This window comes from Paenibacillus sp. UASWS1643 (assembly GCF_008693195.1).
Classification (GTDB): domain Bacteria; phylum Bacillota; class Bacilli; order Paenibacillales; family Paenibacillaceae; genus Paenibacillus; species Paenibacillus amylolyticus_B.
Window position 1 is genome coordinate 87,803 of the sequence record NZ_VXKZ01000107.1, and the last position, 25,553, is coordinate 113,355.

24 protein-coding genes are annotated in these 25,553 nt (G+C 48.3%); 16 read left to right on the top strand and 8 right to left on the bottom strand.

Annotated elements, in window-relative coordinates; translation table 11 throughout:
• Window positions 1-23: 23 nt before the first annotated feature.
• The 3 genes from FE296_RS13795 to FE296_RS13805 all read right to left on the bottom strand — a co-directional run bounded on the left by FE296_RS13795 (window position 24) and on the right by FE296_RS13805 (window position 3,479).
• Entirely contained in the window at window positions 24-1,733 is a 1,710-nt protein-coding gene (locus tag FE296_RS13795) for a copper resistance CopC/CopD family protein (protein WP_190945218.1), read from the bottom strand.
• A 257-nt stretch (window positions 1,734-1,990) separates the two neighbouring features.
• On the bottom strand, window positions 1,991-2,647 hold the full coding sequence (locus tag FE296_RS13800; RefSeq protein ID WP_150365287.1) for a response regulator: 657 nt from the start codon (window positions 2,645-2,647) through the stop codon (window positions 1,991-1,993).
• A 1-nt stretch (window position 2,648) separates the two neighbouring features.
• On the bottom strand, window positions 2,649-3,479 hold the full coding sequence (locus FE296_RS13805; RefSeq protein ID WP_150365288.1) for a sensor histidine kinase: 831 nt from the start codon (window positions 3,477-3,479) through the stop codon (window positions 2,649-2,651).
• A 304-nt stretch (window positions 3,480-3,783) separates the two neighbouring features.
• Between FE296_RS13805 and FE296_RS32740 the strand changes: the two genes are divergently transcribed.
• Window positions 3,784-3,951 (top strand): hypothetical protein, encoded by a 168-nt coding sequence (locus FE296_RS32740; protein WP_017691019.1) that lies wholly within the window; start codon window positions 3,784-3,786, stop codon window positions 3,949-3,951.
• Between the two features lie 133 nt (window positions 3,952-4,084).
• Here FE296_RS32740 and FE296_RS13810 read toward each other — a convergent pair whose 3' ends face one another.
• The 3 genes from FE296_RS13810 to FE296_RS13820 form a co-directional block, all read right to left on the bottom strand.
• The gene (locus FE296_RS13810; protein WP_124118013.1) at window positions 4,085-5,917 is read right to left on the bottom strand and encodes a bifunctional diguanylate cyclase/phosphohydrolase; all 1,833 of its coding nucleotides are present in this window, start codon (window positions 5,915-5,917) and stop codon (window positions 4,085-4,087) included.
• 310 nt (window positions 5,918-6,227) lie between these two features.
• Window positions 6,228-6,818 carry a DUF5317 domain-containing protein gene (locus FE296_RS13815; RefSeq protein ID WP_124118011.1) on the bottom strand — a complete coding sequence of 197 codons (591 nt, stop codon included), beginning with the start codon at window positions 6,816-6,818 and terminating at the stop codon, window positions 6,228-6,230.
• A gap of 243 nt (window positions 6,819-7,061) precedes the next feature.
• Entirely contained in the window at window positions 7,062-8,483 is a 1,422-nt protein-coding gene (locus FE296_RS13820) for a hypothetical protein (protein ID WP_150365289.1), read from the bottom strand.
• A gap of 276 nt (window positions 8,484-8,759) precedes the next feature.
• On the opposite strand from FE296_RS13820, the gene FE296_RS13825 reads away from it, so the two are divergent.
• From FE296_RS13825 to nfsA, 15 genes are all read left to right on the top strand, one after another.
• Window positions 8,760-9,791 carry a BMP family lipoprotein gene (locus FE296_RS13825; protein WP_150365291.1) on the top strand — a complete coding sequence of 344 codons (1,032 nt, stop codon included), beginning with the start codon at window positions 8,760-8,762 and terminating at the stop codon, window positions 9,789-9,791.
• A gap of 291 nt (window positions 9,792-10,082) precedes the next feature.
• Window positions 10,083-11,582, top strand: coding sequence for an ABC transporter ATP-binding protein (locus tag FE296_RS13830; protein WP_150365293.1), 1,500 nt, complete (start codon window positions 10,083-10,085; stop codon window positions 11,580-11,582).
• Complete coding sequence (locus tag FE296_RS13835; protein WP_017691012.1) at window positions 11,579-12,646, top strand: ABC transporter permease; 1,068 nt, start codon at window positions 11,579-11,581, stop codon at window positions 12,644-12,646. Before FE296_RS13830 ends, FE296_RS13835 begins: the two co-directional genes overlap by 4 nt.
• Window positions 12,630-13,553, top strand: coding sequence for an ABC transporter permease (locus FE296_RS13840; protein ID WP_076332630.1), 924 nt, complete (start codon window positions 12,630-12,632; stop codon window positions 13,551-13,553). The genes FE296_RS13835 and FE296_RS13840 overlap by 17 nt, the downstream gene beginning before the upstream one ends.
• 50 nt (window positions 13,554-13,603) lie before the next feature.
• Window positions 13,604-14,275, top strand: a complete 672-nt coding sequence (locus FE296_RS13845; protein WP_150365294.1) for a sulfite oxidase-like oxidoreductase — start codon at window positions 13,604-13,606, stop codon at window positions 14,273-14,275.
• A 1-nt stretch (window position 14,276) separates the two neighbouring features.
• Window positions 14,277-15,035 (top strand): nucleoside phosphorylase, encoded by a 759-nt coding sequence (locus FE296_RS13850; protein ID WP_150365295.1) that lies wholly within the window; start codon window positions 14,277-14,279, stop codon window positions 15,033-15,035.
• A gap of 255 nt (window positions 15,036-15,290) precedes the next feature.
• Window positions 15,291-15,902, top strand: coding sequence for a hypothetical protein (locus tag FE296_RS13855; protein WP_124118000.1), 612 nt, complete (start codon window positions 15,291-15,293; stop codon window positions 15,900-15,902).
• 193 nt (window positions 15,903-16,095) lie between these two features.
• Complete coding sequence (locus tag FE296_RS13860) at window positions 16,096-16,281, top strand: hypothetical protein (protein WP_036616704.1); 186 nt, start codon at window positions 16,096-16,098, stop codon at window positions 16,279-16,281.
• Window positions 16,282-16,405: 124 nt separating this feature from the next.
• A complete protein-coding gene (locus tag FE296_RS13865; protein ID WP_167483796.1) occupies window positions 16,406-16,897 on the top strand; it encodes a GNAT family N-acetyltransferase in 492 nt (163 codons plus the stop codon).
• 167 nt (window positions 16,898-17,064) lie between these two features.
• Complete coding sequence (locus tag FE296_RS13870) at window positions 17,065-17,421, top strand: metal-sensitive transcriptional regulator (RefSeq protein ID WP_074096703.1); 357 nt, start codon at window positions 17,065-17,067, stop codon at window positions 17,419-17,421.
• Between the two features lie 61 nt (window positions 17,422-17,482).
• Window positions 17,483-17,683 (top strand): copper ion binding protein, encoded by a 201-nt coding sequence (locus FE296_RS13875; RefSeq protein WP_017691004.1) that lies wholly within the window; start codon window positions 17,483-17,485, stop codon window positions 17,681-17,683.
• 225 nt (window positions 17,684-17,908) lie between these two features.
• The gene (locus FE296_RS13880) at window positions 17,909-20,386 is read left to right on the top strand and encodes a heavy metal translocating P-type ATPase (protein WP_150365399.1); all 2,478 of its coding nucleotides are present in this window, start codon (window positions 17,909-17,911) and stop codon (window positions 20,384-20,386) included.
• Window positions 20,387-20,738: 352 nt separating this feature from the next.
• The gene (locus FE296_RS13885; RefSeq protein WP_150365296.1) at window positions 20,739-21,899 is read left to right on the top strand and encodes a YhgE/Pip domain-containing protein; all 1,161 of its coding nucleotides are present in this window, start codon (window positions 20,739-20,741) and stop codon (window positions 21,897-21,899) included.
• Window positions 21,900-22,055: 156 nt separating this feature from the next.
• Window positions 22,056-22,655 carry a TetR family transcriptional regulator gene (locus FE296_RS13890; RefSeq protein ID WP_150365297.1) on the top strand — a complete coding sequence of 200 codons (600 nt, stop codon included), beginning with the start codon at window positions 22,056-22,058 and terminating at the stop codon, window positions 22,653-22,655.
• Window positions 22,648-23,391, top strand: a complete 744-nt coding sequence (nfsA, locus tag FE296_RS13895) for an oxygen-insensitive NADPH nitroreductase (RefSeq protein WP_150365299.1) — start codon at window positions 22,648-22,650, stop codon at window positions 23,389-23,391. The genes FE296_RS13890 and nfsA overlap by 8 nt, the downstream gene beginning before the upstream one ends.
• Window positions 23,392-23,709: 318 nt before the next feature.
• On the opposite strand, the gene FE296_RS13900 is transcribed toward nfsA, so the two are convergent.
• Both FE296_RS13900 and FE296_RS13905 read right to left on the bottom strand, forming a co-directional pair.
• Entirely contained in the window at window positions 23,710-24,540 is an 831-nt protein-coding gene (locus tag FE296_RS13900; RefSeq protein WP_124117992.1) for a TatD family hydrolase, read from the bottom strand.
• Window positions 24,541-24,621: 81 nt separating this feature from the next.
• Entirely contained in the window at window positions 24,622-25,530 is a 909-nt protein-coding gene (locus FE296_RS13905; RefSeq protein ID WP_190945219.1) for an ABC transporter ATP-binding protein, read from the bottom strand.
• Window positions 25,531-25,553 lie beyond the last annotated feature (23 nt).

Here is a 25,553-nt window from a genome sequence, read left to right on the forward strand (position 1 = left end):
TTTTCAATATCAACGTTGTGTACCTATGGCTTGGCGGTGTCGATCTCAAATTCGGCATCCAGTGCATCCAACGTTTTGGTCAGAAGATGTACCTTGATATTCCAACGGCCAGGCATGGAGATATAATCTTCAGCCTTGTACACACCGGTGTCATTTTTCGGAATGGTAATCTCATAGATCCCCATATCCATGTCCAGATGTGTGAGTGACAGTGTGATCTGTTCCAGATCGTTAACGATACTTCCATCTGCACGTTTCACATCGACTTCGAATTGGTTCTCTCCCGTTACATTGGGACTCACCTGAAGTGTGATCGCTGAGCCGTCTTCTGTAGTCTTTGTCTCCTGATAAGGACCGACCGCAGCCGGTTGTCCTGGAGACAGGTGTGTTAGTACGGCAGCAAGGGCGAGAATCACAGCACCAGTAGCAAGCTCGGCTTTCAGGCTGCCGGATAATCTGCTCCCCGTTGCTGCTCTAGCGAGTCGCGCATGACGCCATGCCAAGATAACCATCACAATCAACAGGACGATCTTGCCAATCAGCACAAGACCATAGGCTGTAGTGAACAAGGAGGTCAGCACAGGTGCCGGAAGAATAATCAGACTGCTGTATATTCCTGTAGCAACCAGAGCGGCTACGGCGCCGATCCCCCAAGCGGTAAACCTGCGTATGGCAGTCCAGTAGACTTCTCCTCGCACTTTGGAAGGCAGCTTGTCGGCGAGGGGAGGCAGACATATCGCCATGGCAGTCAATGCACCAATCCAGAAAGCCGCACCGATCAGGTGCACGAAGTCCATGGCAATCGCGAGAGCACGTTGATCCGCCGCAGCCGGATGTCCCGTCATGGCGTGAGTGAACAGCCATCCAAGCACGAGCACGAGTGACCCGTAAGAAGACCAGATGCGAGCACGGATGGATCGATCACGATCATATCCGGAGAGAATCGTGACGGCCAGTAGCATGACAATGAGCATCTGTAACATCCAGATCTGACCAAAAGATGTCAGTTTGAGCGCACTTCCGATCAGTGCCCAGCTTAGTTCGCTCAGAGCCACACCAGATTCATACAACGTATTCAGTGGCAGGCTGACCAGAGCGGCAAAGGAAGCAGCAGCATAGCTGATCCATAACAGTCTGTAGCTACCCGGAACATCCATAGGCTCTCTTGTCATGGATGTTGGTGCAATTCGCAGCAGCAAGAATGCAAGTGTTCCCAGGATGACAGACAATCCGAGATACTGAATCCAGTCTGTCAGGGATACGATCCATTTCAGCGGCCCACCTGTTGAACCGGAACCAGATGTAAGATCACTTAGTCCGGCAGGAGAACCGGACGGTTCTCCGATTTGGAAAACATATGCTCCTTGAATCGGGTGTCCATCGGCAGACACAGCTTTCCAGTTGACGGCATAAGTCCCGTTCCCGAGTCCAGCCCGCAGGCCAGTCTCCAGAATATGAGGGCGATCCGCATCGATCTGTATGGTTCCGTCATCTGCCTGAGTACCGTCAGGCCCGGTAATTTTAATATCATAAAAGGCCGTCTGCAAGGATTCGTTGAACTCCAGCGTCAGCCGCTCCGGAGCGGTAACGAGTATCTCATTCTCTCCTGGCGAAGCCTTAACAATATAAGCATGGGCAGATGCCCACTGTGGCATAACAAGGCAGCACACAAGCAACAGGCTGATGACCAATGCCCAGTGCCGTTTGCCCCATTTCAGGGTAAAGCTTGTCAAAATCAAAAAAATCATCACCCTCAGGTTATAGATTTGTAGTTATTCCTGGCCCTTTAAACACAATCTATCCCATTATAACTTTGTCCAAAATGACTGCGTATGACTACATTGGGCTATAAAAAAACGATTTGGTCTTCATAATTGTGACAAAAGCATGAATGTGTATGGTGCAGAGCACCATACACATTCATGTTACAAATCTCATATGGGTATGCGATACGTTCGTGCTACCATTCACATATCACCACGAAGCTGCGCTATTTGCGAAGCTTACGTCCCGCAAGTCCACTCTCTAGCGCATAGCGGGTGAGTTGTACCCTGTTTTCCAGCTGGAGCTTCTGCAAAATGTTTTTGAGATGATTCTTCACCGTCTGGTCTGAAATACCGAGTTGATCGGCGATCTCCCGATTGGTATATCCCGCGGATACCCATTGAAGAATCTCAAGCTCCCGCGCCGTTAGCGGGTTATCTTGCACATCTTCACTGCGTGGTGCGGGAAATTCTTGCAAAATCCGGTAGGCCAGTTCCTTGCTGAGCGGTGCATCGTCGCTGACGATGGCGCGCAGGTATTCAAGCCAGGTAGAAGGCGTCAGATTTTTGAGCAAATAGCCTTGAGCACCTTGTTTTAGTGCTTCGAACAGAAAGGTCACATCATCCGATACCGTGACCATAACAACAATAACATAAGGGAATCGCAGCTTGATCTGACGGGTGGCTTCCAACCCATCCATCTCCGGCATCTGCACGTCCATCAGGATCAGGTCAGGCATCCATTGTCCGGTGAGCTCCAACGCTTCTTGTCCATTCGAAGCTGTACCGATCACTTCAAACAGGCTGTCCTCGGATAAAATGCTACAGATCGCTTCACGCGCATGCGCATGATCATCAACAACCAATACACGTACATGTTCCATACTAAGCATGCTCCTTTCCTATCGTCATTCGTGTATGCCCCGGTCTTGAATCGAGGGTAAAAGACCAACCCATCTCGGCAGCACGCTCCTTCGTAATTCGCAGTCCGTACCGATCCTTCAGATGAAGAGGATCTCCGCTTAGTCCATTCCCATTATCCTGAATATAAATGAACCAGGCAATTGGGTTACCTTCCGCGTGAACCTGAACGCGGGTAGCCTGCGCATGTTTGCGTACATTCAATAAACCCTCCCGGATACAGGCGAGCAGTTCCACTTGCTCCTTGGCAGAGAAGGTTACACCGTTAAGATCCCAGTGAATCTGTGCGCCAGGTACGGTTTCCTTGACGAGCACTTCGACCTGCGCATGCAGTGAAATAATCTCTGTTAATACGGTAGAGGATGGAACATAACGCAACTGGGCAATCGCTTGCCTTACATATGTATTGACTTCATGCACGGTTTTTTGAATCTCCTGGATTTCATGCTCATGTCCGCTCCCTGCCAGACTACGGCCCGCTTTATCGGTCTTCACGGACAGCAGGAAAAGAGACTGAGATATGCCATCGTGAAGTTCCCGGGCCAATTGGTCACGAGCTTCCAGCGCTGCTTTGGCTGCGCGTTCCTGCTCCAGAGCAGCCCTGGCACCTTCGAGCATGTGGAACAATCGGCTGAGCAGTGTCACGCTGACGAGATAAACAATGACGGGTGTTAACCAGTTCCCGGCGTCCATCGAAAGGTACGGCATCAGAAACTGATGGCGAATATATTCCCAGATGCCAACCGTGAATGTGGGGATTAGCAGAATCATCCATTTGATTTGTTTATAGGACATGAATGCAGAACTCCTTTGATCTAGGATTAGCTTAATAAGGTGATTTATTTATACAGGGATGGGATCATTATAACTCAAGCTTGTCCAAGACCCTAGTCTGTGTCTTTGGAGAAAGCTGGGGAGGATCAGGGAGTATTTAGAAGGATATCTAAGAATGACAAGGGGTGAAATGTTGTCACGCTAGGTGAGGGTTGGTGTGAACAGCTGAGGAAGGCTGAGTCCGTTTTCCCTATCGGAGAAGGTCCTCTATACTTATATAGAACGTGAATTCATTACAAAACATGTTAAGGAGTGAAGCAACAACATGAGTCAAGAAGTATTGGAACGTCGCAGTGAATTGCTCAAAAAGAACATTCACCAGATGCTTGTTCAAGACAATCAGCACGGTATCAGTCGCCAAGACAACATGTTTTTGCAGCAGATGATCAAAGAGCTGCATCAGACCTCACATGAACTGAATACCAAATCTTAATGTAGAATCTGCACGAGAATGAAGCTGTCTGGTGTACGATTCATTCCATGAAAATGAAAATGGCGCTATCTCCGATCAGACCGGGGATAGCGCTTTGACTTTTTAAGAGCATACATAGAAAGCTTCATTTATCTTAAAGCAACTGTTGTTGAGCGGTTCTTTTCTCAATATATCGAATGAATAACTCGGCAAGCTCCGGATCAAACTGTGAACCCGAACATGCGCGCAGCTCCCGAATGGCTTCCTCCACGTTCTTGGTCTCCTGATACGGCCGCTCTGTCGTCATGGCATCAAAGGAGTCAATCACGGTCAGCATCCGGCAGAGCTGGGGAATCTCGTTACCCTTCAGGCCGTAAGGATAGCCTTTGCCATCATAGCGCTCGTGGTGAAGTTCGATATACGGAATCAGGTCGGCGAAGCGATCGTTCGTGATCACCATTTTTTTGCCCCAGGTGACATGTCCTTTGATCGTTTCCCATTCTTCTGCAGTGAGCTTGTCCTTTTTGTTCAGAATGGACCAAGGAATCTCCAGTTTGCCGATGTCATGAATCAGTGCTCCCAGCACGAAACGGCGTTTCTCCGCATTGTCCAGTGCGAGCAATTCACTGATATCCAGTGCATATTTGTAGACCCGTTTGGAATGTTTAAACGTATCCATATCCTTGTATCTGAACAGATTGAGCTGCTGCTCGATGTCACGAACGTCCTGTACCAGATCAATCTCGTGTTCCATGCCATCATTGCTGCCGTGGCGGTGCACGTTGTTCTTGCCCTGTTTCTTCGCATAATACAGTGCTTTATCCGCCTGATCCACAAGCTGGGATTTGTTATACATATCCACCTGATAGGGTGCGACGCCACCCGAGAAGGAGAGACAACCGTGCGGAAACACTTCAACGCCTTCAAACGGCGTGTCATTTAGTTGTTTACGCAGCTTGTTCATAAACTTGTAGGATTCGTCCAATTCCATTCCTGGCATGAGCAGTGTGAACTCTTCCCCTCCATAACGAAAGGCGGTAACAGGCGTACCTTCTGTCTTTCGCATTAGAAAATCCCCCAGCAGGGCCAGCAGACTATCGCCTTGTAAGTGGCCAAACCGATCGTTATACTTTTTGAAATCATCGATATCAATCAGTCCCAGACAGAGCGGTGTTCCCTGCGTACGAGCGGCCGTCAGTTCATTTTCCAACATACTTTCAAAATAACTATGGTTGAACAGACCTGTGCGTTGATCCGTGTTAGCTTTCTCCTCAATGCTCTGATACATGACAAACAACTGCTTGAATGCATGGGAGAGCAGAATACTGAGACTCAGATATAACAACAAACCGAGTACGCCATTATGCACAACCAGAATCGTCAATACAAGTGCCAGAATCAGCGTACATAAATAAACCAGCAGGGATTCGGTAACGAATGCCCGCTTCATCTGCTGTAATGCATCCTTTGTTGAGAAATGGAAGAATAATCCAAGTGTAATCGTGTTGATGATGAAGTAGGCTGCGAGCGCTGCAAAATACGGAATCAGGTTATAGCCGTCCAGAGTTCCCGATTGCCCGCCAGTCCACTCAAACACGGCAGCTGCTCCCGTAATCATGAGACTGTAGATGCTGAAATTGACAATATGTTTCCACCAGGTTAGCTTGCGCTCTTTGATTAACAGGATGATGGAAACAGGAAGCAGTACAGATAAACTGAAAGCTCCGCCAAACATGAATATACAGGCAAGGTATACCGATGAATCCATGGATTGCTGATTGCCTTTGGGTGGAATCTGGAATGTGAAATAATCCAGAATTAACGCCGCACCCAGCATGGTGTAGACCATAACCCAATCCGTCGTGGTTAGATGAAGGTAAGACCACTTGTTCATGTACAGAAAAACACCGATCCCGGTACAACTAAGCAAAATAACATACAGACTGCTTCGATCTGCCTTATGGATAAGGTTACGAATAAAGTTCATAAAAAATCTCCTGCTTGGGTTTAGTCTACTCTTGATGTGTATATAATTGTTATTCTTGTATAGGGATATATTATATAGATGTTTAACATACCAATTTGCCTGACAAAAATCCAGAAAGAAAAAACAGGCCGCTGGCAGCCTGTTTGTCTTGTTTGGCGGTATGGATACTAGCCGCCCAGCTTGTATCCCGAAGTTAGTGCTACAACGACAGAAGCCACGATGATTGCGTTGATGACAATGCGGGAATATTTCACACCTTCAAATTTTTTCATGGAGAAGACCTCCCTTCCTTGGAGTCTACCTGTTTTCCTCAAGCCTGATGAGTTTTAGCAGGTTGCACAGCCTTTTTGTCCCGATTCACCATCATGTATTGGATAAAAAGGAATATGCCAACGTTCATGACCACATCACCGATACTGATCACCTGAGTCCGTGGATAAGGGCTGGAGAGTGGGATGATATCACCGAGAAAAGGCAGATTTGTAGATGCATCCATCATAAAATGCTTTGATACGGCGCCGCCTTCCCTGAGCATCTCTACATAATAGGGTCCCAGTACAGCGGAGGCTTCCACAGAAACAGGCATGCGCCCACCGTTTACTGCCATCACGGCAAAATTGAGAAATACCCCAACCCAGATGAGCATGAAACCGGTATGGTGTCTGTTGAGCCACAGGAAAGCGAGCCCTGTGATGTAGACGGCAGCAAAGAGATATCCGTTAATGGATGCCACCCATTCGAATCGTTCCTGCAGATAGAAAATAAAGAACTGGATCAGCAACAATACAGGGAAAATCCAGCCGCTTCGCAGCTTGAGTGCTGCAAACTGATTGAGCCCATGCCGCAACCCGCCCCGAAAAAATCCAACGATCAAGCCTAGTAGAATACCGTCATATACCATGGAGTAACTCCTGTTCGTGCGGAGATATGCAATATGATTGCGTGTTTGTGTACATAAAGGATTCGACCTTATATTGGTAATTCCTGCATGAGAAAAATGATTTTGTAGAAGAAATTTGCAAAATGCTGAACAAAAAACCGCCTTTACGAATCTAGGGGTCGAAACCCCTGTGAAATTCGGTAAAGGACGGCTGCTTATGGTGCCAAAATACGAGCTTTAATTTGGTTAGAGACGGAATTTATTTTATTCAGATCCACCGTTCAGGTAGTTGAAGAAAGGCTGGTCCACCCAGAAGTCATACGTCGTAATGTCCGCATCAGGTGCCAGCTTCAGGAAACCTTCACGAATGGCTTTGGCATTCTCTTTCAGAGAGAAGGACTGAGCATAGTAATTGCCAAGCGCGATCTTATTATTGGAAATGACAGGGTAGTTCGCCAATGTGGTTGGTGAATAATACAACGGTTGCCACCAGGAGCTGAGAATCAATGGAGATGTACTGTCACTGTTCTTTTTGGCATATTTCAGCACAATGTCATTGAAGCGAACTTTGTCTGCCACATCGTTGAACTCGAACTGAATATCATATTCCTTCGCAGAGGCAATATAGTTACCGTTCTCGATCTGTGTCACTTTATAGTCTGGTGTTTCCTTCGGCTCGCCCCATTCCTTCAAATAAATGAAAGCAGATGTCTTCGGCTGGAATTGTACATCGGCGTCAATGCCTTCGCTACGAAGCAAACCGACCAACTGTACAGCATGTTGAATATTATCATGGCCGTAGGTAAGTGTCAGTTCATCGATAAAGTTGGAATCAAAGCGGCTATCCTTCAGATTGTAACCTGTGACAAGATCATCTCGGAGGGCCTGATCCACAATCTTTCTCAGCTCAGGTGATTCAATCAGATCCGCTGTGCGATATGCGGCATATAGTTTGGAATAGATGTCCGCATCGCCGGAACGCCCAATCTCATGTTTGTATTTCCCTTGACTGACCAGTACGCGTCCAAGCAAAGTATTGGCGAAATCTTTACTTGCCACGCCACCCTTTAGGAGAGCGGGGTACAGATTTTCGGGAATCAGGCCTGTATCGATCGCCGCAGCCAGTTCCTGTGCGGCTTGTCCTTGAACACGGTTCGGGTTAATGCCAACTTTGGCAAGTGCTTTGGCCGTTTTCTCGGCGGGATATGTATAAGCGAGTTCCTTGAATCCGGATGCTTTCACCGCGATGAAGACGGCAGCATAAGTGTTTAGTTGATCCTTGGCACGTACTTCTGTGCCTGTAATAACCCCACTATTGAATAAGGAAACGGCAGCATCATAAGAAGAATCACCAGAGGCCAGATCGGTAAAGACAGGAGCTTTGGCTTCACTGTCACTTGCTTGAGTTGCTTCCGTGATGGCTGCAATGGCTTGAATGAAATCACCTTTGGTAATCTGTTGCGGCAATTGAATATTGTATTTTGCTTGCAAGAATTGAGCAAAATCCACTGCGCTTTCCGTATAAGCGACGGGAGCCTGAGCTAACGGTCCTTTGACACTTTGTGAAGTGGTTGGTTTAGCCGGAGTTGCAGATGCTGCAGAAGCCGAAGAGGGCAGGCTTAGACTGCCGAGTGTTACCGGAGCGGCGAGTAGGGCCGCCAACGTGATCTGGGTGATTTTTTTCAAATGAATAGCCTCCTTAAAATGGGTTGGAAAATAAGTAGCTTTCGGTTATAATCCTGACAAATCCTATCAGAATAGAATAATTGGATTGACTTTAGCACGGAGACGCGCTGGATGTCAACGAAAAAAAGCTTGATACAGAACGGTTTCCAAAGCTTGGTAGAAAGCAAATCATCAAATATATTCTAATTGAGTGTATACGCTCAAAGATTTATTGACAAGGATCGACAGTATCCGCTAGGATAAGAAAAAAGAATGTTGAAAAGGGGTATTTTCAAAATGAAAAGAGGTTTATCGTTCGTCTTATCGATCATCATGTTGGCTATTTTGTTGGCAGCTTGTGGGAATTCGGCTTCCAAAGACGAACAATCCGCCCAAGGCAGTGATTCGGAGAAATCTCTTCGGATGGCCCTTGTACTTCCCGAAAAAATAGGGGTTAACCCTTTCTTTGTACAGATGGATGAAGGCTTCAAAAAAGCAGGCGAAGAATTCAAAGTAGACACCAAGACGATTGAATCGACAGACCCGGCAGCATTTGAACAAAATCTGCGTGCTGCGGTTGCCGAGAATTATGATCTGATTATTACAGCTACTTTCCAGGCAGAGGATGCATTAAAGAAAGTCGCTGCAGAAAACCCGGACAAGTCCTTTGCAATTGTAGATACAACCGTGGATCTGCCTAACGTACGTAGCGTTGGTTTCCGTGAATATGAAGGGGCATACCTGCTCGGTGCAGCTGCTGGATTGTCCACCAAAACAGACAAAGTCGGCATGATCGCAGCAATGGACGTACCACTGATCAAGAAATATACAGAAGGTTTCAAAGCGGGATTGGAATCCGTGAATCCGGATGCTGAATTCCTCGTGAATTATGTAGGTGGATTTAATGACCCGGCCAAAGCAAAAGAATTGGCACTCGTACAATTCGGCAAAGGCGCTGACTTCATTGCTGGCGCATCCGCTGTAGGTGATCTGGGTGTGTTCGAAGCAGCGAAAGAAAAAGGCTTCTATACTTCAGGTCAGGATACGGACCGTACTGTTGAAGACCCGGAACATATCGTATTGTCTCAATTGAAATCAACCGATACGGTTGCCTATGAGACCGTGAAAGATTTTGTAGAAGGCAACTTCAAAGCAGGTGCAGTGAACTATGGCTTGAAAGAAGACGGTGTAGGCCTGACGTACGTTACACGTGACAGCGAATCTCCATTGAGTGCTTTTGTTGGACAAGAAGTGATCGACAAGGTTAAAGCAATCAAGGATGATATCGTATCCGGCAAAATCGTAGTCAAAGATCCATTGCAACAATAGTTTTGAATGTTCTTTTTAAATGAGTGATGGAATGGATCAGCCGGCTGCCCGATCAGGCAGCCGGTTTTGCTGCTATTAAATGACCAGTATATGTTCAACTTATCGTTTACACGATAACGAAGAGGACAGAAATAACCTGAAGAAGCAAAGCGTTCGCCTTTATCTCCGGATTTTCCCCTTTATATAAAGGGAATCGGAAAATCTGGGGATAACAGCGATCGGAAGGTTGCTCTGTCATCGTAGTGGCGAGTGTAACCTTTTAAGTTGAACTGAGAGGAGCGAACGCGAGATATGCTGTTGGAGATGGAGCAGATTACGAAGAAATACGGCGGCTTCACCGCTAACCGTGACATCCGTTTTAATTTGCGTGAGGGAGAGATTCATGCCCTTGTCGGTGAGAACGGGGCCGGTAAAACAACCTTGATGCGTATGCTGTACGGTATGGAACAGCCCACGTCAGGCACAATCAAAGTCCGTGGACATGAGGTGAGCTTTGCCACGCCGTCCCAGGCGATGGCAAGTGGCATCGGCATGGTGCACCAGCATTTCATGCTGTTCCCATCCTTTACGGTGGCGGAGAACATCGTGATTGGACGCGAACCGGCTAAGGCAGGCGCATTTGACCGCAAAAAAGCAGCAGCCCAAGTGAACGAGCTTGGCAAACAATATGGCATGCCGGTTGACCCGTGGAAAAAAGTGTCCGAGTGCCCGCTTGGCATGCAGCAGCGTGTTGAAATTCTTAAGGTGCTGCATCAGGGCGCAGACATCATTATATTAGATGAACCTTCGGCGGTACTGACTCCGCTTGAAGTGAAGGAACTGCTGGCGAACATGAAATCACTCGCCAAGCTGGGCAAAACTTTTGTACTAATCACGCACAAGCTGCAAGAAGTCATGGATGTAGCAGACCGGATCACGGTGCTTCGGGATGGTCAGGTGACAGGTACGTTGGAAGCCAAGGATACACATGTGGAGGAATTGTCTCGTCTGATGGTTGGTCGTGAACTTGTGCGTATGGACAAGCAGCCATCGGTAACAGCTGAAGCGGTGCTTCAGGTGGAAGGGGTTCATCTGTCCGGAGCGAAGGATCGTTCGGCGCTCAAGGACATCCACATGGAGGTTCGAAAAGGTGAGGTTGTTGGTATAGCAGGCATTTCGGGTAACGGCCAGTCGGAACTGATTCAGGTCATTGCCGGACTGCGTAAGGCGGATAGTGGTCGCGTTGTGCTCTCCGGGCAGGATACAACCAACTGGCCGGTACGGCGCATAAGGGAGCATGGACTTGCTCATATTCCGGAAGATCGTTACATGTGGGGAGCAGCCAAAGATGCGAGCGTTCGCGAGAACGGGCTGATGGGACATCACCATCGCTTGCAGTCACGTGGCATCATCAAAGCCAAAGCAGCAAGAACGATGGTAGAGAGCTGGATCAAACAGTTCAGCATCAAGACGGGTTCTGCGGAGACCAAGGCGCAGTTTCTGTCCGGAGGTAATTTGCAGAAGCTGATTGCCGCTCGTGAATTTGCACAGGATACACCGTTTCTGATTGCAGCCGAACCGACCCGTGGTGTGGATATCGGAGCGATGGAGACGATTCATGCTGAATTGCTACGCAAACGTAGTGAGGGTGCGGGTATTCTGCTCATTTCATCGGAGTTATCTGAGATTTTGCAATTATCGGATCGCATTATTGTGATGTATGAAGGTGAAATTGCTGGTGAACTGAGAGCAGAGGAAGCAACGGAGGAACAGATCAGCTTGTTAATGGCAGGAGGGAAAGAGCGGATATGAATCGGGTAAAAGAAACACTTCGCGGACTCGTACAGCCGCTGCTTGCCGTATTCATCGGTCTGATTGCAGGGGCTGTAGCGATTCTGATCGTTGGCGGTAATGTGGTGGATACGTATGCGGAGATGTGGAAAGGGGCCTTTGGCAACTTCTACTTCTTCACCAATACGTTGGCTCGCTCCACACCAATCATCCTGGCGGGGCTTGGCGTAGCATTGGCATTCCGTGCCGGATTCTTCAATATGGGAGCCGAAGGCCAGATGATTCTTGGCGGGCTCAGTGCGGCGCTCACGGCGCTTTATCTGCCAGGCCCAGGCTGGTTTGTGTGTATTGCTGCGATTGTGGCAGGTATTGTTGCCGGGGGAATCTGGTCCCTGTTTGCAGGCTGGCTGGATGCACGTTTCGGCATGAACTTGTTGATCACAACTCTACTACTTAACTATATTGCCATTTATTTCGGGGGCTACATGGTCTCCTATCCATTCAAGGACCGCACAGGATCTGCAGCGATGGCACAGACTCCGATGATTGATCAGAGTATCTGGTTGCCGAAGTTGTTCCAGGGTATGGGACTACATGCCGGCTTCATCATTGCCATTGTCGCGGCTATTCTGATCTACTGGTTCACTCACAAAACGGTGACGGGTTACGAGATCCGCATGCTCGGCAGCAACCCGTCCTTTGCAACCTACGGTGGTGTTCGCCGCATTCGCATGATGATGCTGTCCATGGTCATCAGTGGTGGACTTGCTGGACTCGCGGGTGCGGGGGAAGTGCTTGGTACACAGTACCGTTTCCTTGATGGCTCGCTGTCATCCGCAAGTTATGCATGGAGCGGTATTATGGCAACGCTGCTTGCACGCTCGCATCCACTCGGTACAGCTGTAGCAGCTATTTTGCTGGCTGCGCTACAGACAGGTGCCATGGGGATGGAACGGAACACGGATGTACCGTTGGAAGTTGGCAGTGTCATCCAGGCCGTATTGACGTTATTTGTATCAGCTCAGATCGGTTATTCATTCCTGAAGCGGAGAAAGGAGAAAAAGTCCAATGCAACAACTGTTTGATGCAGCCATGTTTGGCTCAACCTTGCGGATTATGACTCCAATCCTGCTTGCAGCGCTCGGTGGGGCTTTATGTTCCCGTGTCGGTCTGTTCAACGTGGGTCTTGAAGGACTGGTTTTGATCGGTGCATTCTCCGCCATTGTCGGTAATTATCTGTTTGGCAATGTGCTGCTGGCTGTACTCTTTTCCATTATAATTGTGATGTTGTTCTCGGCGCTCTTTGCCTTTATAAGTATTAATCTCAAGGCTAATGCCATCGTGGTCGGGATCTCGCTCAACTTCCTGGCTGCGGGGGTGACGACCTTTGCACTGCGTGCGATTTTTGATGTAAAAGGTGCATACTACGACAAAGATATGGTGGGACTTCCCAAGTGGGATATTCCGCTGATCAAAGACATTCCGTGGGTGGGCGATGTATTATCTGGACATAGTCCCTTGGTCTACCTCGGTATTGTGCTCGTGATTGGGCTGCAATTCTATCTGTTCAAAAGTGTATCCGGCTTCCGCCTGCGCTCCGTCGGTGAGAACCCGATTGCAGCACAGAGCATCGGGATCAAGGTGCGCGGTATCCAGTATGGTGCCGTGCTGATGTGCGGTGTGTTGTGTGCTCTGGCTGGAGCACAGTTGTCGCTCGGTCAGGTAACGATGTTTACCGAAGGCATGACTGCTGGTCGTGGCTTTATCGCGCTGGTGGCAACGATGCTGGGGCAAGCGAATCCGCTTGGCGTGATGGGCTCCAGTGTGCTGTTTGGCTTCATGGAAGCATTGAGTATTCGTCTTCAAGGATTCTCCCTGCCAACCCATTTCACGTTGATGCTGCCGTATATTGTGACGCTGGTCGCGATGTTCTTTTTCAAAGACCGCACCTATGCACAGGATGCACTGAAAGCGGGCGGAAGCTCGCGTTAATTCCTGAATGCCCATGCTAGAGGCAGAAGAAGAAGAAGGAGGAATTCCACTTGCATAACAAGGCTGAACGTTTGAAAAAAGGAAAAGCCCCGGCACCCAAAGCAGGCAATGATCATGGAGATCGCTTGCCGCCAGGACAGATGCTGACGGAAAAATTCCCAATTCTGCATGAAGGTGAAGTGCCGGAATATGACCTGTCCACCTGGGACTTGAAGGTATTCGGCGAAGTGGAAGAGGAGAAGGTGTTCTCCCTAGCTGAGTTGCAAGCGATGCCTCAGGTGAACACGGTGAGTGATATTCACTGTGTTACCCGTTGGTCGAAATTCGATACGCCGTGGGAAGGTATACGTTTTTCCGATTTTGTGAAACTTCTGGGGGTCAAACCGGAAGCCAAATACGTCATGATCCATGCAGATCATGATTATGAGACAAATGTACCGCTTGAAGAGTTGATGCATGATGACGTACTGCTTGCATTCAAATATAACGGCGAGCCACTAACACCCAAGCATGGTTTTCCATTACGTATGGTCGTACCTCAACTCTATTTCTGGAAGAGTGCGAAGTGGATACGTGGGCTGGAATTTATGACAGAAGACCGTAACGGATTCTGGGAAGTGAATGGTTTCCACCATTTTGCCGATCCGTTCAAGGAACAACGCTTCTCGGGTGAAGATCTGCCGATTCCGGAAGACGAGTGGACGAAGAAGGAGTTTGATTGATATGTTGATGCCTATTTTGCAGATTCATTCGGAAGACATGCCGGCATACGCCATCGTCTGTGGTGATCCGGCACGTGCGGAGAAGATTTCCCGTAAGCTGGAGCAGGCGAGAGAACTGGCGTTTAGTCGGGAGTATCGTACGTTTGTTGGTTTGTACAAAGGGGTACAGATGGCTGTGGTCAGCCATGGAGTAGGTTCACCTGGAGCAGCTGTCTGCTTCGAGGAATTGATTCGCGCGGGTGTAACAACCCTGATTCGTGTAGGTACAGCGGGATCGTATACAGCGGATTATCCGGCAGGTAGTGTGATTGTGAGTACAGCCGCTGTTCGTACGGATGGGTTGACTCGCCAACTGGTGCCGGATGGTTTCCCGGCGGTAGCAGACATTGGGGTGACGCAAGCATTGATTGAAGCTGCTCGTGAGCAAGAAAGCACGGATGCTGCAACGTTTGCAGGTAAAGTGGGTGTTGGGATTACCGTAACGCTGGATGCGTTCTTTGCAGGCGTGGAAGAGATTCCACACCGCAAGTACAAGCAGGCTGGAGCACTTGCAGCCGAGATGGAAATTGCGGCACTCTACATCGTCAGCACCTTGCGTGGCGCTCGTGCCGGAGCCATTGTCGCGATTGACGGGTTCGCGGACAGCGATCTCGCTGCTGAGTATGATCCGCATACGGATGCGGTTGGACAAGCGGTGGAGCGCGAGATTAATGCCGCTCTGCAAGCACTAGTAGCGCTTGCTCGTCAGGATCAGACATAGGCTGGTTAAGCCAAGGATCAGTTTGTGTTTATTGTTTCAATCAAAACAGTAGATGATGTCCATTTGAGGTGGACAATATATAAGGGGCGTCCCGTAAGGTCATAAATATGACCCAGGGGGCGTCCTTTACTTTTTGATTTTTCCGTTTCTGGTTAAGTGGAGCCTTTTAAATAAACTGAAAAAGAAGAGGGGATAAAGTTACAGTAGCGAATTGTATTTGCATGGTATGTCATTAAATTAGGAGAGTGATTATATATGGGCTGGAGTGAATTACGTGAAATTCCTAATGAATACAGCGATGAGGTACAGCGGATTGATGAGCAACTTTTGAAACTGGTCGCAGCCAGAAAGGACATAACCGGAGCTGTCCAATACCAACCCCCTCAAAATACCATCGATGAATGGGTGAGCTTACTGGATATGAAGGAGGAAGATATCCGATATGTTCTCCGTAGCGTGCAACCGATGCCTCAAAGACACTTCTTTCCAAGTGAACCTCTTCAATTGACGAGTGTGGTGCCGATTATGAAGAAAATGATTAAAGATTCGTGTGAGTATATGATCACGCATTCGATGCAATATGAAGGCGAAAGCCTCGTATATGTGGAGATTCAATATAAAGGGAATGAAGCTGAGCGTATACAAATGGTTCCACACTTGGCTCTGGAAATATTCAGCGAACAGAGACATATCACCATGAGACATGGCAGTCGTGGAGGAGGTGGGGAGACGCAAATTAGTTTCCGAGTGGTTCCTGCCCTTCCTTCTTCTCTGGAAAACGTTCGATTCTCCTTGATTCCCTCAATACCGGAGATGGAATACAAAGTAGAGGAAATCATTTTGGATAAACAGGTTGATTTCGATTAACGGGGAACAGGATATATCATGAAAAATGACGTATGGAGAATGCGCATGTAATTAGGGCGCATATCTATACGTCATTATGTTTAACTGGGGAATAAGTGGACGGCCTGTCCTTCGCGAAGAATGATAATGCAGAAAATGGGCACGTTATATAAAGGAACATCAACATGAATACGAAAAAAGGGAGGACTCTACGATGACACAGAACAATCAACCTCAGGATGAAGCGGAAATTCGCAACAAGCTGGATGAAGACGGGGATTCCTTGATGGAGAAAAAGAAAATCTTGAGCGGAGTGGACATTGAGCCGCAGGCGGACGAATGGGCAGCGAAGCCATCACCTGTTGCTTTTAATGAAGGAAATACATCTTCGAAAAAATAATCAACATGAGCATCATATGGGCTTGATGGAATGAGGATGAATTTAGCGAAGCAGGTACCCTTATGGTATCTGCTTTTTGGTTGTATAATAATGTAAAATTCAAATGAGTGAAAGAGTGATGGGGATGAGCACGAAGGGTACTGTTAGCATTCGAAATGCAGAAATGAGGGACTACTCTGGCGTGTCAATGTTGATGGATGAGCTGCACCAGATGCATGTTGAGGCGCGGCCGGATCTATACAGAGTGTTAGAGACCAGGATGGAGGAGAAGGAATTCACCGAACTACTGGAAACGGACAAGCGTTACCTGTATGTTGCCGAATCTTTAGAAACGGGCTTGATTCTGGGATACGGGAGTGCGCAGTTAAGTGTAATTCAGGATAACCCACTGATGGTGGATCGCAAGATGTTATACATTCATGAACTTGTAGTGGATACCAAGCATCGGGGCCAAGGAACGGGCAAACAGTTAATCCAGGCATTCATCGAGCTAGGAAGAGAGCTTCAGGCAGACAGCGTGGAATTATCCGTGTCGACGTTTAACTCGGGCGCACAGGCTTTCTATGAACAGATGGGTCTGGTCGTTCGCAGCAGCAGGATGGAATATACCTTGTAAGATGCACTGCTCTTTTTAATTCGAGCAAGCAATCATTCATTTTTAACAAAATATTAGAATATGCTTGAATACCCCCGTGGGGTATGTTAATCTTAGAAAAGAACGAAAGAAAAGGGGTGTTCATGATGGATCATCAGAGCCATCCCGAGGAACCTTTGCAATCCTCCATGTCAGATTCAACGGAAGCTTCGGCTACAGTTCAAGAAGCAGTATCCTGTCATGCCGAAGGCAGTGATGGGAAGCATGTGCGCAAGAGTCACCATTCGCAGGAGATGAAGAGTAACCTGGTTTCTCGTTTGAACCGTGTGGAAGGTCAGATTCGCGGGATCAAAGGGTTGATCGAGAAGGATACGTACTGTGATGATGTGCTGACGCAGATTGCGGCGGCTCAGTCTGCTCTTAATTCAGTAGGCAAACTTTTGCTTGAAGGCCATATGAAGAGCTGTATCGTTGAGCGTATTCAGGCTGGTGAACATGAGGTTGTGGATGAACTGCTGGTTACGATGCGGAAGTTAATGAAGTAAGCTGAATTAATTCACCTATTTAAGTTTATCATTTTAATATACCCCAAGGAGGAATTTACAAATGTCTAATGTTACGTTAAACGTTACGGGAATGTCCTGCAATCACTGTGTGAAGTCGGTTGAAGAAGCTGTGAAGAATACCGGTGCGAGTGGTAAGGTTGATCTGGCAGCGGGAACAGTAGCGGTGGAATATGATGAGCAGACAGTGAACGTGGATCAGATCAAAGCTGCCATTGAAGATCAGGGATACGATGTAGTCTAAAGGGATCACAGGCTTAAACCGAACATGCTCATGGGCGAAAAAGAGGTCAAAGCACCTTTTTCCAAGAGTCAGGTTTAAGCCTAATTTTCTGTCAAATATATACCCCTAAGGGGTATGTTGAATGCAACATACAAAAATTGAATCGACATGAAAGGAGCTGACATGATGGATAACTCAACGAATAAACCAATGGATGGATCATCCGAACCCACCCCAATACCACCTATGGCAGAAACACCTGGGCTGAAGGCAACACTGCACATCACGGGAATGACCTGTGCTGCATGTTCGACGCGAGTGGAGAAGGGATTGTCCCGCATGGAAGGTGTGCATCAGGCCAATGTGAACCTTGCCATCGAACAGGCAACCGTATCTTATGATCCGAAGACAACCAACGTGAATGCGTTGCGGGATAAAGTAGAGGCGCTTGGCTATAGTACAGTATCAGAATCGGTTGATCTGAACATCACCGGTATGACGTGTGCTGCCTGTTCTGCGCGGATTGAAAAAGGTCTTTCCCGACTACCCGGGGTATCTCAGGCGAATGTAAATCTGGCGCTGGAGACAGGGCATATCGAATATGCCGCGGGCACTTTGAAACCTTCGGATATTACCGCCAAGATCAAGCAAATGGGCTATGGTGCTGAACTGCAACTTACGCAAGAAGAGACCACATCGGTTCGTGAACGTGAGCTGCAACGCAAAAAGTGGAAATGGATGATATCGGCTTTATTATCGATTCCTTTGCTGTGGGCAATGGTTGGGCATTTCTCGTTCACATCCGGAATCTATGTACCCGAGCTGTTCATGAACCCTTGGTTCCAACTGCTGCTTGCAACACCGGTACAGTTCGTGATTGGGTGGCAGTTCTATATAGGAGCGTACAAAGCACTTCGCAACCGCAGCGCGAATATGGATGTTCTTGTCGCACTGGGTACCAGCGCAGCGTTTTTCTACAGTCTGTATCTGACATTATCCAGTGGGTACTTACCTTCTGCGACGATGGATCATGGGGCGATGGGAACGGGTACAGCCGCCATGCCTTCGGTAGAACTCTATTATGAGACAAGTGCAATTCTGATTACGTTAATTTTACTTGGAAAATGGTTCGAAGCTGTGGCGAAAGGTCGCTCTTCACAGGCGATCAAAAGCCTGATTGAGTTGGCTCCACGTGAAGCCCGTGTCATCCGGGATGGACAGGAAGTTATGGTTCCTGCTGCATATGTTGCGGTAGGAGAACTCATTCTGGTGAAGCCGGGTGACAGCATACCAGTAGATGGTATCGTTGAGGAGGGGCAATCCTCTGTAGATGAATCCATGTTAAGTGGAGAGAGCCTTCCCGTGGATAAAAAACCGGGAGATGCCGTTACAGGTGCTACGCTGAACAAAAACGGGGTATTACGACTGCGTGCGACCCGAGTTGGATCGGACACGGCTTTGTCCCAGATCATCAAAGTGGTGGAACAAGCTCAGGGCTCCAAAGCACCGATCCAGCGGATAGCAGATGTCATTTCAGGCATATTTGTTCCAATTGTCGTCGGCATAGCTGCATTGACATTCTTGATTTGGTATCTGTTTGCAAGTCCGGGTGACTTCGCCGGTTCCCTTGAAAAAGCCATTGCTGTGCTCGTCATTGCCTGTCCATGTGCACTGGGGCTGGCAACGCCGACCTCAGTCATGGCTGGATCAGGCCGTGCTGCTGAGTACGGCATTCTGTTCAAAGGCGGCGAACATCTGGAGTCCGCACAACAGATTCAGACCGTGGTGCTCGACAAAACAGGTACAGTGACTCAAGGTAAACCGGTCCTTACCGATGTTATCACGGCTCCGAATTGGACGGAATCCGATCTCCTTGAGCGAGTGGGAGCGGCTGAACAGAGTTCCGAGCATCCGCTGGCAGAGGCGATTGTTGCGGGTATCCGTGCAAAGGGCCTGGAGCTGGACCCAACAGAAAAGTTCGAGAACATACCGGGATACGGCGTGCGAGCTTCAGCAAAAGGGCAGGAAATTCTGGTCGGCACGCGTCGTTTGCTTGCAGATGCAAAGGTGAATGTCTCTGAGGAAGCCCTTCAGCAGATGAACCATTTGGAAGAACAAGGGCGTACAGCGATGCTGGTAGCGGTGGATGGTCAGTGGGCAGGGATCGTGGCTGTGGCTGACACCATCAAGGATACCTCTCGCGAAGCCATTGGGCGTCTTCAGGCGATGGGGATTGATGTCATCATGATCACGGGAGATAATGAGCGAACAGCTCGCGCTGTAGCAGAACAGGCAGGGATCGGTAAAGTTCTGGCTGAGGTTCTGCCGGAGGGTAAAGCTGCGGAAGTGAAGAAACTTCAGGAGAGTGGTCTGAAAGTTGCGATGGTAGGTGATGGCATTAATGATGCTCCGGCACTTGCTACTGCTGATATTGGAATGGCCATCGGAACAGGAACGGATGTAGCGATGGAAGCGGCAGATATTACGTTGATGCGTGGTGATCTGAACAGCATTGCAGATGCGATTGAAATGAGCCGGCGCACGATGGGTAACATCAAACAAAACTTATTCTGGGCACTCGGATACAACGTTATTGGTATTCCCATTGCGGCAGTTGGCTTCCTGGCTCCATGGCTGGCAGGGGCGGCGATGGCGTTCAGCTCCGTATCGGTTGTACTGAATTCCCTACGTCTGCAACGCATGAAGCTGAAGAGAAATGACTGACCGACCTTTGTTTGGAGATATATTCAACGCCTCATTGTCAATGAAGTGAGGATGAATAAATACGCGGTTCGCTGCGGCGGACCGTGTTTTTTTGTTGAGAAAAATACAGTTGAGTCGCCAGAAGGTAAGCCTGAATCGTTGGTATAGATGTTCTTTTCTACGTAGAAAGGATAGCATAATACTCTTTTGTGAAAATGGATCAATTGTATTCATGAATAAAGCTTACGTTTTCTGAATTTTTCAAAAATGAGTTGACAATATGGACATATTCACATAAAATTTAAACGATTGTTTGATTCAAACAACTGTTTAAATCAAATTAGAACTATTTGAGTAATGGAGGACACCTTTTATGTTACAGGCTTTACGTACATTGTTAAAAAAACCGCCAGTGATTGTAGGGATCGTAACAGCACTTATGTTCCAAGTGATCTTTAGCGTGATCTGGATGACCGCATATTCTGGAGTAAATGACCGTACGAAAGAATTGACGGTTGCGATTGTGAACGAGGACGGCGAAATGTCCAAAGGAATTGCAGATTCGCTCGCTGGAACACTGCCTTTCCATACCGTATCCAATCTAAGTGCGGCTGAAGCGTTGGATCAGTTGAATCATCACCAAGTACACATGGTGCTGGATATCCCGGCTGGATTTAACGAATTGCTTCAGACGGCTGGCTCAACCGCCGAGATTAAATACACCATTAATGAAGCCAACCCGGTTACGATCAAAAGCATGATGCAAGGTGTGTCACAAAGTGTGACAAATACGATTAACAAACAAGCTACAGCGCAAGGGGTACAAACGGTACTTACTGCTTCGGGCGCGCCGGCTGATCAGGCTGCTGAAGCTGCTGCGAACCTGGCTACCCGAGTGGAAGGAACAACAACGTCCATCAACCCGGTTAATGGGATGAATAATCAGATGGTACCGATGATGATGGTTCTGGCTTCCTATGTAGGTGCCATGATCATGGGGATGAACCTCCAGACAGCCATGGGTATGCTGTCATCTACCTATTCCCGATTGACTTTGTTTGGCGCGCGAGTAGTCATTAACGTGGGTTCTGCATTGGTCGTTTCCTTGCTGGGGTCATCACTAATCGTTGCATTGGGAGGACAGATTGCACAAGGATTCGTTGCATTCTGGTTGTTCCAGGCGCTCTTCCTGTGCACGTTCATGTTCTTCTCCCAGTTCTTCCTGATCTGCTTCGGACCTGCAGGAAGTCTGTTCAACATCATCTCACTGTCCTTGCAACTGGTATCTTCCGGCGCAATGGTACCGCGTGAATTGCTGAACAGCTTCTATAGCGGCATTGGGCAGTACCTGCCTGCAACATACGCCGTTCAGGGTATTCTGAGCGTGCAGTTGGGAGGCCCAGGAGTTCAGTCTGCTGCGGGCTCTATCGTGATTGTACTGTTGGTTGCCGTAGCGTTGTCACTGGTCGTGACGTTATTGAAAAAACAACGCATGCCAGCTATGGCTCCAAGCCCGGCCCAAGCAAACAACTAGATACAGCAGATGTATACCATTGCATCATAGGATAGGACAAGCACCCCGATGATTTTCATCGGGGTGCTTGGTGTAATATAATAGACAGATGATTCGCTGGCTGCAGTCCTTGAGCTGGAGCGAATGAGATGAACGGACAAGAGGGAGCGGGACGGAATGACGGAACCGGAGTTGGATATCAAAACGAGGATATTGCTTGCAGCCAAGAAGCTTTTTGCACAGCAGGGGTATGACGGGACGAGTGTTCGTCAAATCTGTGATGAGGCGGGGGCAAACGTGTCACTGGTCTCATACCATTTTGGCGGCAAAGAAAAGGTGTTCGAGGCATTATTTGAACATTTCTTCCCCGATCATATGTTGAACTCGTTGGCGGAAGAGTCCATGTCCTCGCCTGTGGAAGGTATCCGACGAATTATTGGTGAAGTTGTGAAGTTCACGATGACAGATCGGGAGATGAGTGATATTGTGCAGCTTGAAATTACACTGCGTACACATCGCACAGCTACCGTATTTCGTTTTTTGGACCCCGTCTGGACACGTGTGAGGGAACTGCTGCAAGAAGGAAAAGACCAGGGATTGTTCCAGATCGAGTCCGTATCTTATGCGATGCTTCAGGTGATGGGTGTGGCTTTGGCGCACAAACGGGCCAAGAATTCACGATTTGGCTTTGATTATCAACATATGAATACAGACGAGCTCGCGGAGCAGACAATTGAGTTCGTACTTCGAGGATTGGGAGTGAACCGCCATGAATGAAACCATTGAGTTGATGATGAAGCACCGCTCTGTACGCAAATTTAAGCCAGACCCGGTAAGTGATGAGCAGCTTGCAGCCATTGTATCGGCAGGGCAGATGGCTTCTTCTTCAAGCAGTGTACAAGCTTACACCGTGATTGCCGTGACTGAATCGGAGCAAAAAGCCAAGCTGGCTGAATTGGCAGGCAATCAGGCCTACGTCAATGAATGTCCCGTGTTTCTCGTGTGGTGTGCTGACCTATATCGGCTGAGTGATGCTGCGAAACGTCATCTTCCAGAGAAGGAATCGTATGCCGATTCGACCGAGAATTTCATGGTAGCCACGATTGATGCTGCACTGGCTTCCCAGAATGCTGCTCTTGCAGCCGAATCCCTTGGCTTCGGAATCGTATATATCGGCGGGCTTCGTACTCGGATTGAAGAAGTCGCTGAGCTGTTAGGATTACCTGAGGGCGTATATCCGGTGTACGGCATGTGTATTGGTGTTGCAGATCAGGAAACGGGAATTCGGCCACGCCTGCCATTGAAAGCCGTTCTGCATCATAATCGGTATAATGCCGAGCAGAGCCTCCAAGGTGTTGAGCAGTATGATGAGACTACAACCGCGTACATGAAAGAAAGGACCAATGGAGAACGAACGACCCCATGGTCCGAACTGATGGCGAAGCGTCTGACTGAGCCGACACGTTTGCAGGTGAGACCGTTCCTGGAAGGCAAAGGATTCTTGAAGCGTTAAGTTGAACGGAAGGTAGTTACACTTGCCATTCCGATGACAGAACAACCTTCCGATCGCTGTTATCCCCAGATTTATTGATCCAATTTTTGTAAAGGTGAAAATCTAGTGATAGCCGATGCTTCCGATGTAGCTTTCTTTCAGAAAGCTTTTAGGCGAACGCTCTGCTTCCTCAGGTTATTTCTGTCCTCTACATTCTTGTGCAAAAATTTAGTTCAACTGATATATATAAATTAGAAGACAGTCGGGGTGAAAACGACTGTCTTCTTTGTGTTGTGTGGACACGGGCAAGTGAGAGTGCTTGCAGTTACGTGATTGTAATCAAGTTAAGCCATAGAAACGCTTTGTGTTCTGATAAAAGAGACGGGCGGCCCGCTCGGTTCCCATGCCAGTGATCTCACTCCATGCCTGGGTGACCTGTCTGGTCATAGCCGGGTGTGTCATTCGTCCCTGAAACGGTCCTTCGAAGGGCCAAGGTCCGTCGGTCTCGGCCATCACTTGTTCTGATGGATATTGCCGGGCGAGTTCACGAATCTCTTCTTCATACACAATATCCGGCGTGAAGGAAATGAAATAACCGTTGTCCGCCATACGCCTTACGGTTTGGCGAGAACCTTTGAACCAATGGAAATGAGCACGTCGGAACTGATATTGCTCCAGCAGATCACAGACAATATCCGCATCATCGTATACCGCATGAAGGACAAGTGGTTTGTTATGCTTTTTGGCAAGTTGGATGAAACGTTCAAGCAGCTTGATATACCCGCTCTGATCGAAGTGCTGTCCTGCCTGCTCCGCTTCCTGACGATTGTAATAGGGAAGGCCAACTTCTCCGATGGCTGTGGCTTGTTCCATATGCTTCTCGATCCATTGGAAGAACAGGTCCATCTCTGCAGCGGAAGGCAGTTCCTGTTCTGGATGGAAACCGAAGGCTGGATAGATGTTACGTGGATGTTGTTTTGCAAGCTCCAGATTAGCCTGGGCAGAAGCGAGATTCATGGACACGGCAATGACTGCCTCGACTTGCTGAGACGGGAAAGATAGCAGCATCTCGCGTTGTTCTTCAGGGGTATACTGATCGAAGTGAATATGAGCATCGATTAATGGTGCAAAAGCTTGAGAATGCACGAGGGAATTCCTCCTTGTGTTCATATATAGTTTAATTATGGTACGTCAGATTTCATATAATGGATCACCCATTAAAGGAAAATAATAACTTAAAAACCCGCGCTATTATGATAGGCGGGCTTTCTGCTGCTCTTCTCTCATCCACTGTGCAATCTGCCGTTTACGCTCCAGAAAAGCAGATTCCTCCGTAATTTCTTCTCGTCTTGGGCGATCAAAAGGAACATGTACCTCGTGCAACACTGTTGCAGGTCGGTTGGATAATACATAGACCCGATCAGCTAGCAGCAATGCTTCTTCGATATTATGGGTGATGAACAGCACCGAGCGGCGGTTCTGTTCCCAGATATCGAGCAGCCAGCGCTGCATGTCGCTACGTGTCAGTGCATCCAGCGCGCTGAAAGGTTCGTCCAGCAGCATGAGTTCCTGCGGACTGAGCAGGGCGCGCAAAAATGCAGCACGCTGCTGCATTCCGCCCGACAGCATATGAGGATAGGCTTGCTCGAACCCGGCAAGACCCACGCTGCTTAACCACTTACGAGCTTCTGCAAGTGCTTCGGTCCGAGGGGGAGCACTTGAAGCTACTTCTCCAGCAAGCAGTACATTGTCTTCAATGGTACGCCATGGGAAAAGGGCTGGCTGTTGTGGCATATAACTAATCTTGCCACGCTGTCCCGTCACATTCTGACCGTTCATAAGCACTTGGCCTTCCTGTGGCTTCAGCAGACCGCCGATGATATGGAACAGGGTGCTTTTGCCACAGCCAGAAGGTCCAACGATAGCAACAAACTCGCCTTGCTCCACAGTCAGGGACAGGCCGTTCAGAACCGGTAACCTGCTCCGCCGTTCACGGAATGATGCATGAACATTAACAACGTCCAGTGCAGGTGGAACCGGAGCAGGAGTCGTGTTGGCAGGTCGATCAGGCTTAGCTGGGTGGAGTTTTTCACCGTGCTTTTGCTCCATTACACTTGCTCCTCGTCCAGGCTGGACTTGTTCGTCCTGTTGCCGATTCATATGGTCATCACTTCCTAATATAC

Excerpts from the sequence above, each read along its gene's own strand:
- FE296_RS13800 (WP_150365287.1), bottom strand. The coding sequence starts at position 2,647 with ATGGAACATGTACGTGTATTGGTTGTTGATGATCATGCGCATGCGCGT.
- FE296_RS13805 (WP_150365288.1), bottom strand. The coding sequence starts at position 3,479 with ATGTCCTATAAACAAATCAAATGGATGATTCTGCTAATCCCCACATTC.
- FE296_RS32740 (WP_017691019.1), top strand. The coding sequence starts at position 3,784 with ATGAGTCAAGAAGTATTGGAACGTCGCAGTGAATTGCTCAAAAAGAAC.
- FE296_RS13810 (WP_124118013.1), bottom strand. The coding sequence starts at position 5,917 with ATGAACTTTATTCGTAACCTTATCCATAAGGCAGATCGAAGCAGTCTG.
- FE296_RS13815 (WP_124118011.1), bottom strand. The coding sequence starts at position 6,818 with ATGGTATATGACGGTATTCTACTAGGCTTGATCGTTGGATTTTTTCGG.
- FE296_RS13825 (WP_150365291.1), top strand. The coding sequence starts at position 8,760 with ATGAAAAGAGGTTTATCGTTCGTCTTATCGATCATCATGTTGGCTATT.
- FE296_RS13830 (WP_150365293.1), top strand. The coding sequence starts at position 10,083 with ATGCTGTTGGAGATGGAGCAGATTACGAAGAAATACGGCGGCTTCACC.
- FE296_RS13835 (WP_017691012.1), top strand. The coding sequence starts at position 11,579 with ATGAATCGGGTAAAAGAAACACTTCGCGGACTCGTACAGCCGCTGCTT.
- FE296_RS13840 (WP_076332630.1), top strand. The coding sequence starts at position 12,630 with ATGCAACAACTGTTTGATGCAGCCATGTTTGGCTCAACCTTGCGGATT.
- FE296_RS13850 (WP_150365295.1), top strand. The coding sequence starts at position 14,277 with ATGTTGATGCCTATTTTGCAGATTCATTCGGAAGACATGCCGGCATAC.
- FE296_RS13855 (WP_124118000.1), top strand. The coding sequence starts at position 15,291 with ATGGGCTGGAGTGAATTACGTGAAATTCCTAATGAATACAGCGATGAG.
- FE296_RS13860 (WP_036616704.1), top strand. The coding sequence starts at position 16,096 with ATGACACAGAACAATCAACCTCAGGATGAAGCGGAAATTCGCAACAAG.
- FE296_RS13865 (WP_167483796.1), top strand. The coding sequence starts at position 16,406 with ATGAGCACGAAGGGTACTGTTAGCATTCGAAATGCAGAAATGAGGGAC.
- FE296_RS13870 (WP_074096703.1), top strand. The coding sequence starts at position 17,065 with ATGTCAGATTCAACGGAAGCTTCGGCTACAGTTCAAGAAGCAGTATCC.
- FE296_RS13875 (WP_017691004.1), top strand. The coding sequence starts at position 17,483 with ATGTCTAATGTTACGTTAAACGTTACGGGAATGTCCTGCAATCACTGT.
- FE296_RS13880 (WP_150365399.1), top strand. The coding sequence starts at position 17,909 with ATGGCAGAAACACCTGGGCTGAAGGCAACACTGCACATCACGGGAATG.
- FE296_RS13885 (WP_150365296.1), top strand. The coding sequence starts at position 20,739 with ATGTTACAGGCTTTACGTACATTGTTAAAAAAACCGCCAGTGATTGTA.
- FE296_RS13890 (WP_150365297.1), top strand. The coding sequence starts at position 22,056 with ATGACGGAACCGGAGTTGGATATCAAAACGAGGATATTGCTTGCAGCC.
- nfsA (WP_150365299.1), top strand. The coding sequence starts at position 22,648 with ATGAATGAAACCATTGAGTTGATGATGAAGCACCGCTCTGTACGCAAA.
- FE296_RS13900 (WP_124117992.1), bottom strand. The coding sequence starts at position 24,540 with ATGAACACAAGGAGGAATTCCCTCGTGCATTCTCAAGCTTTTGCACCA.
- FE296_RS13905 (WP_190945219.1), bottom strand. The coding sequence starts at position 25,530 with ATGAATCGGCAACAGGACGAACAAGTCCAGCCTGGACGAGGAGCAAGT.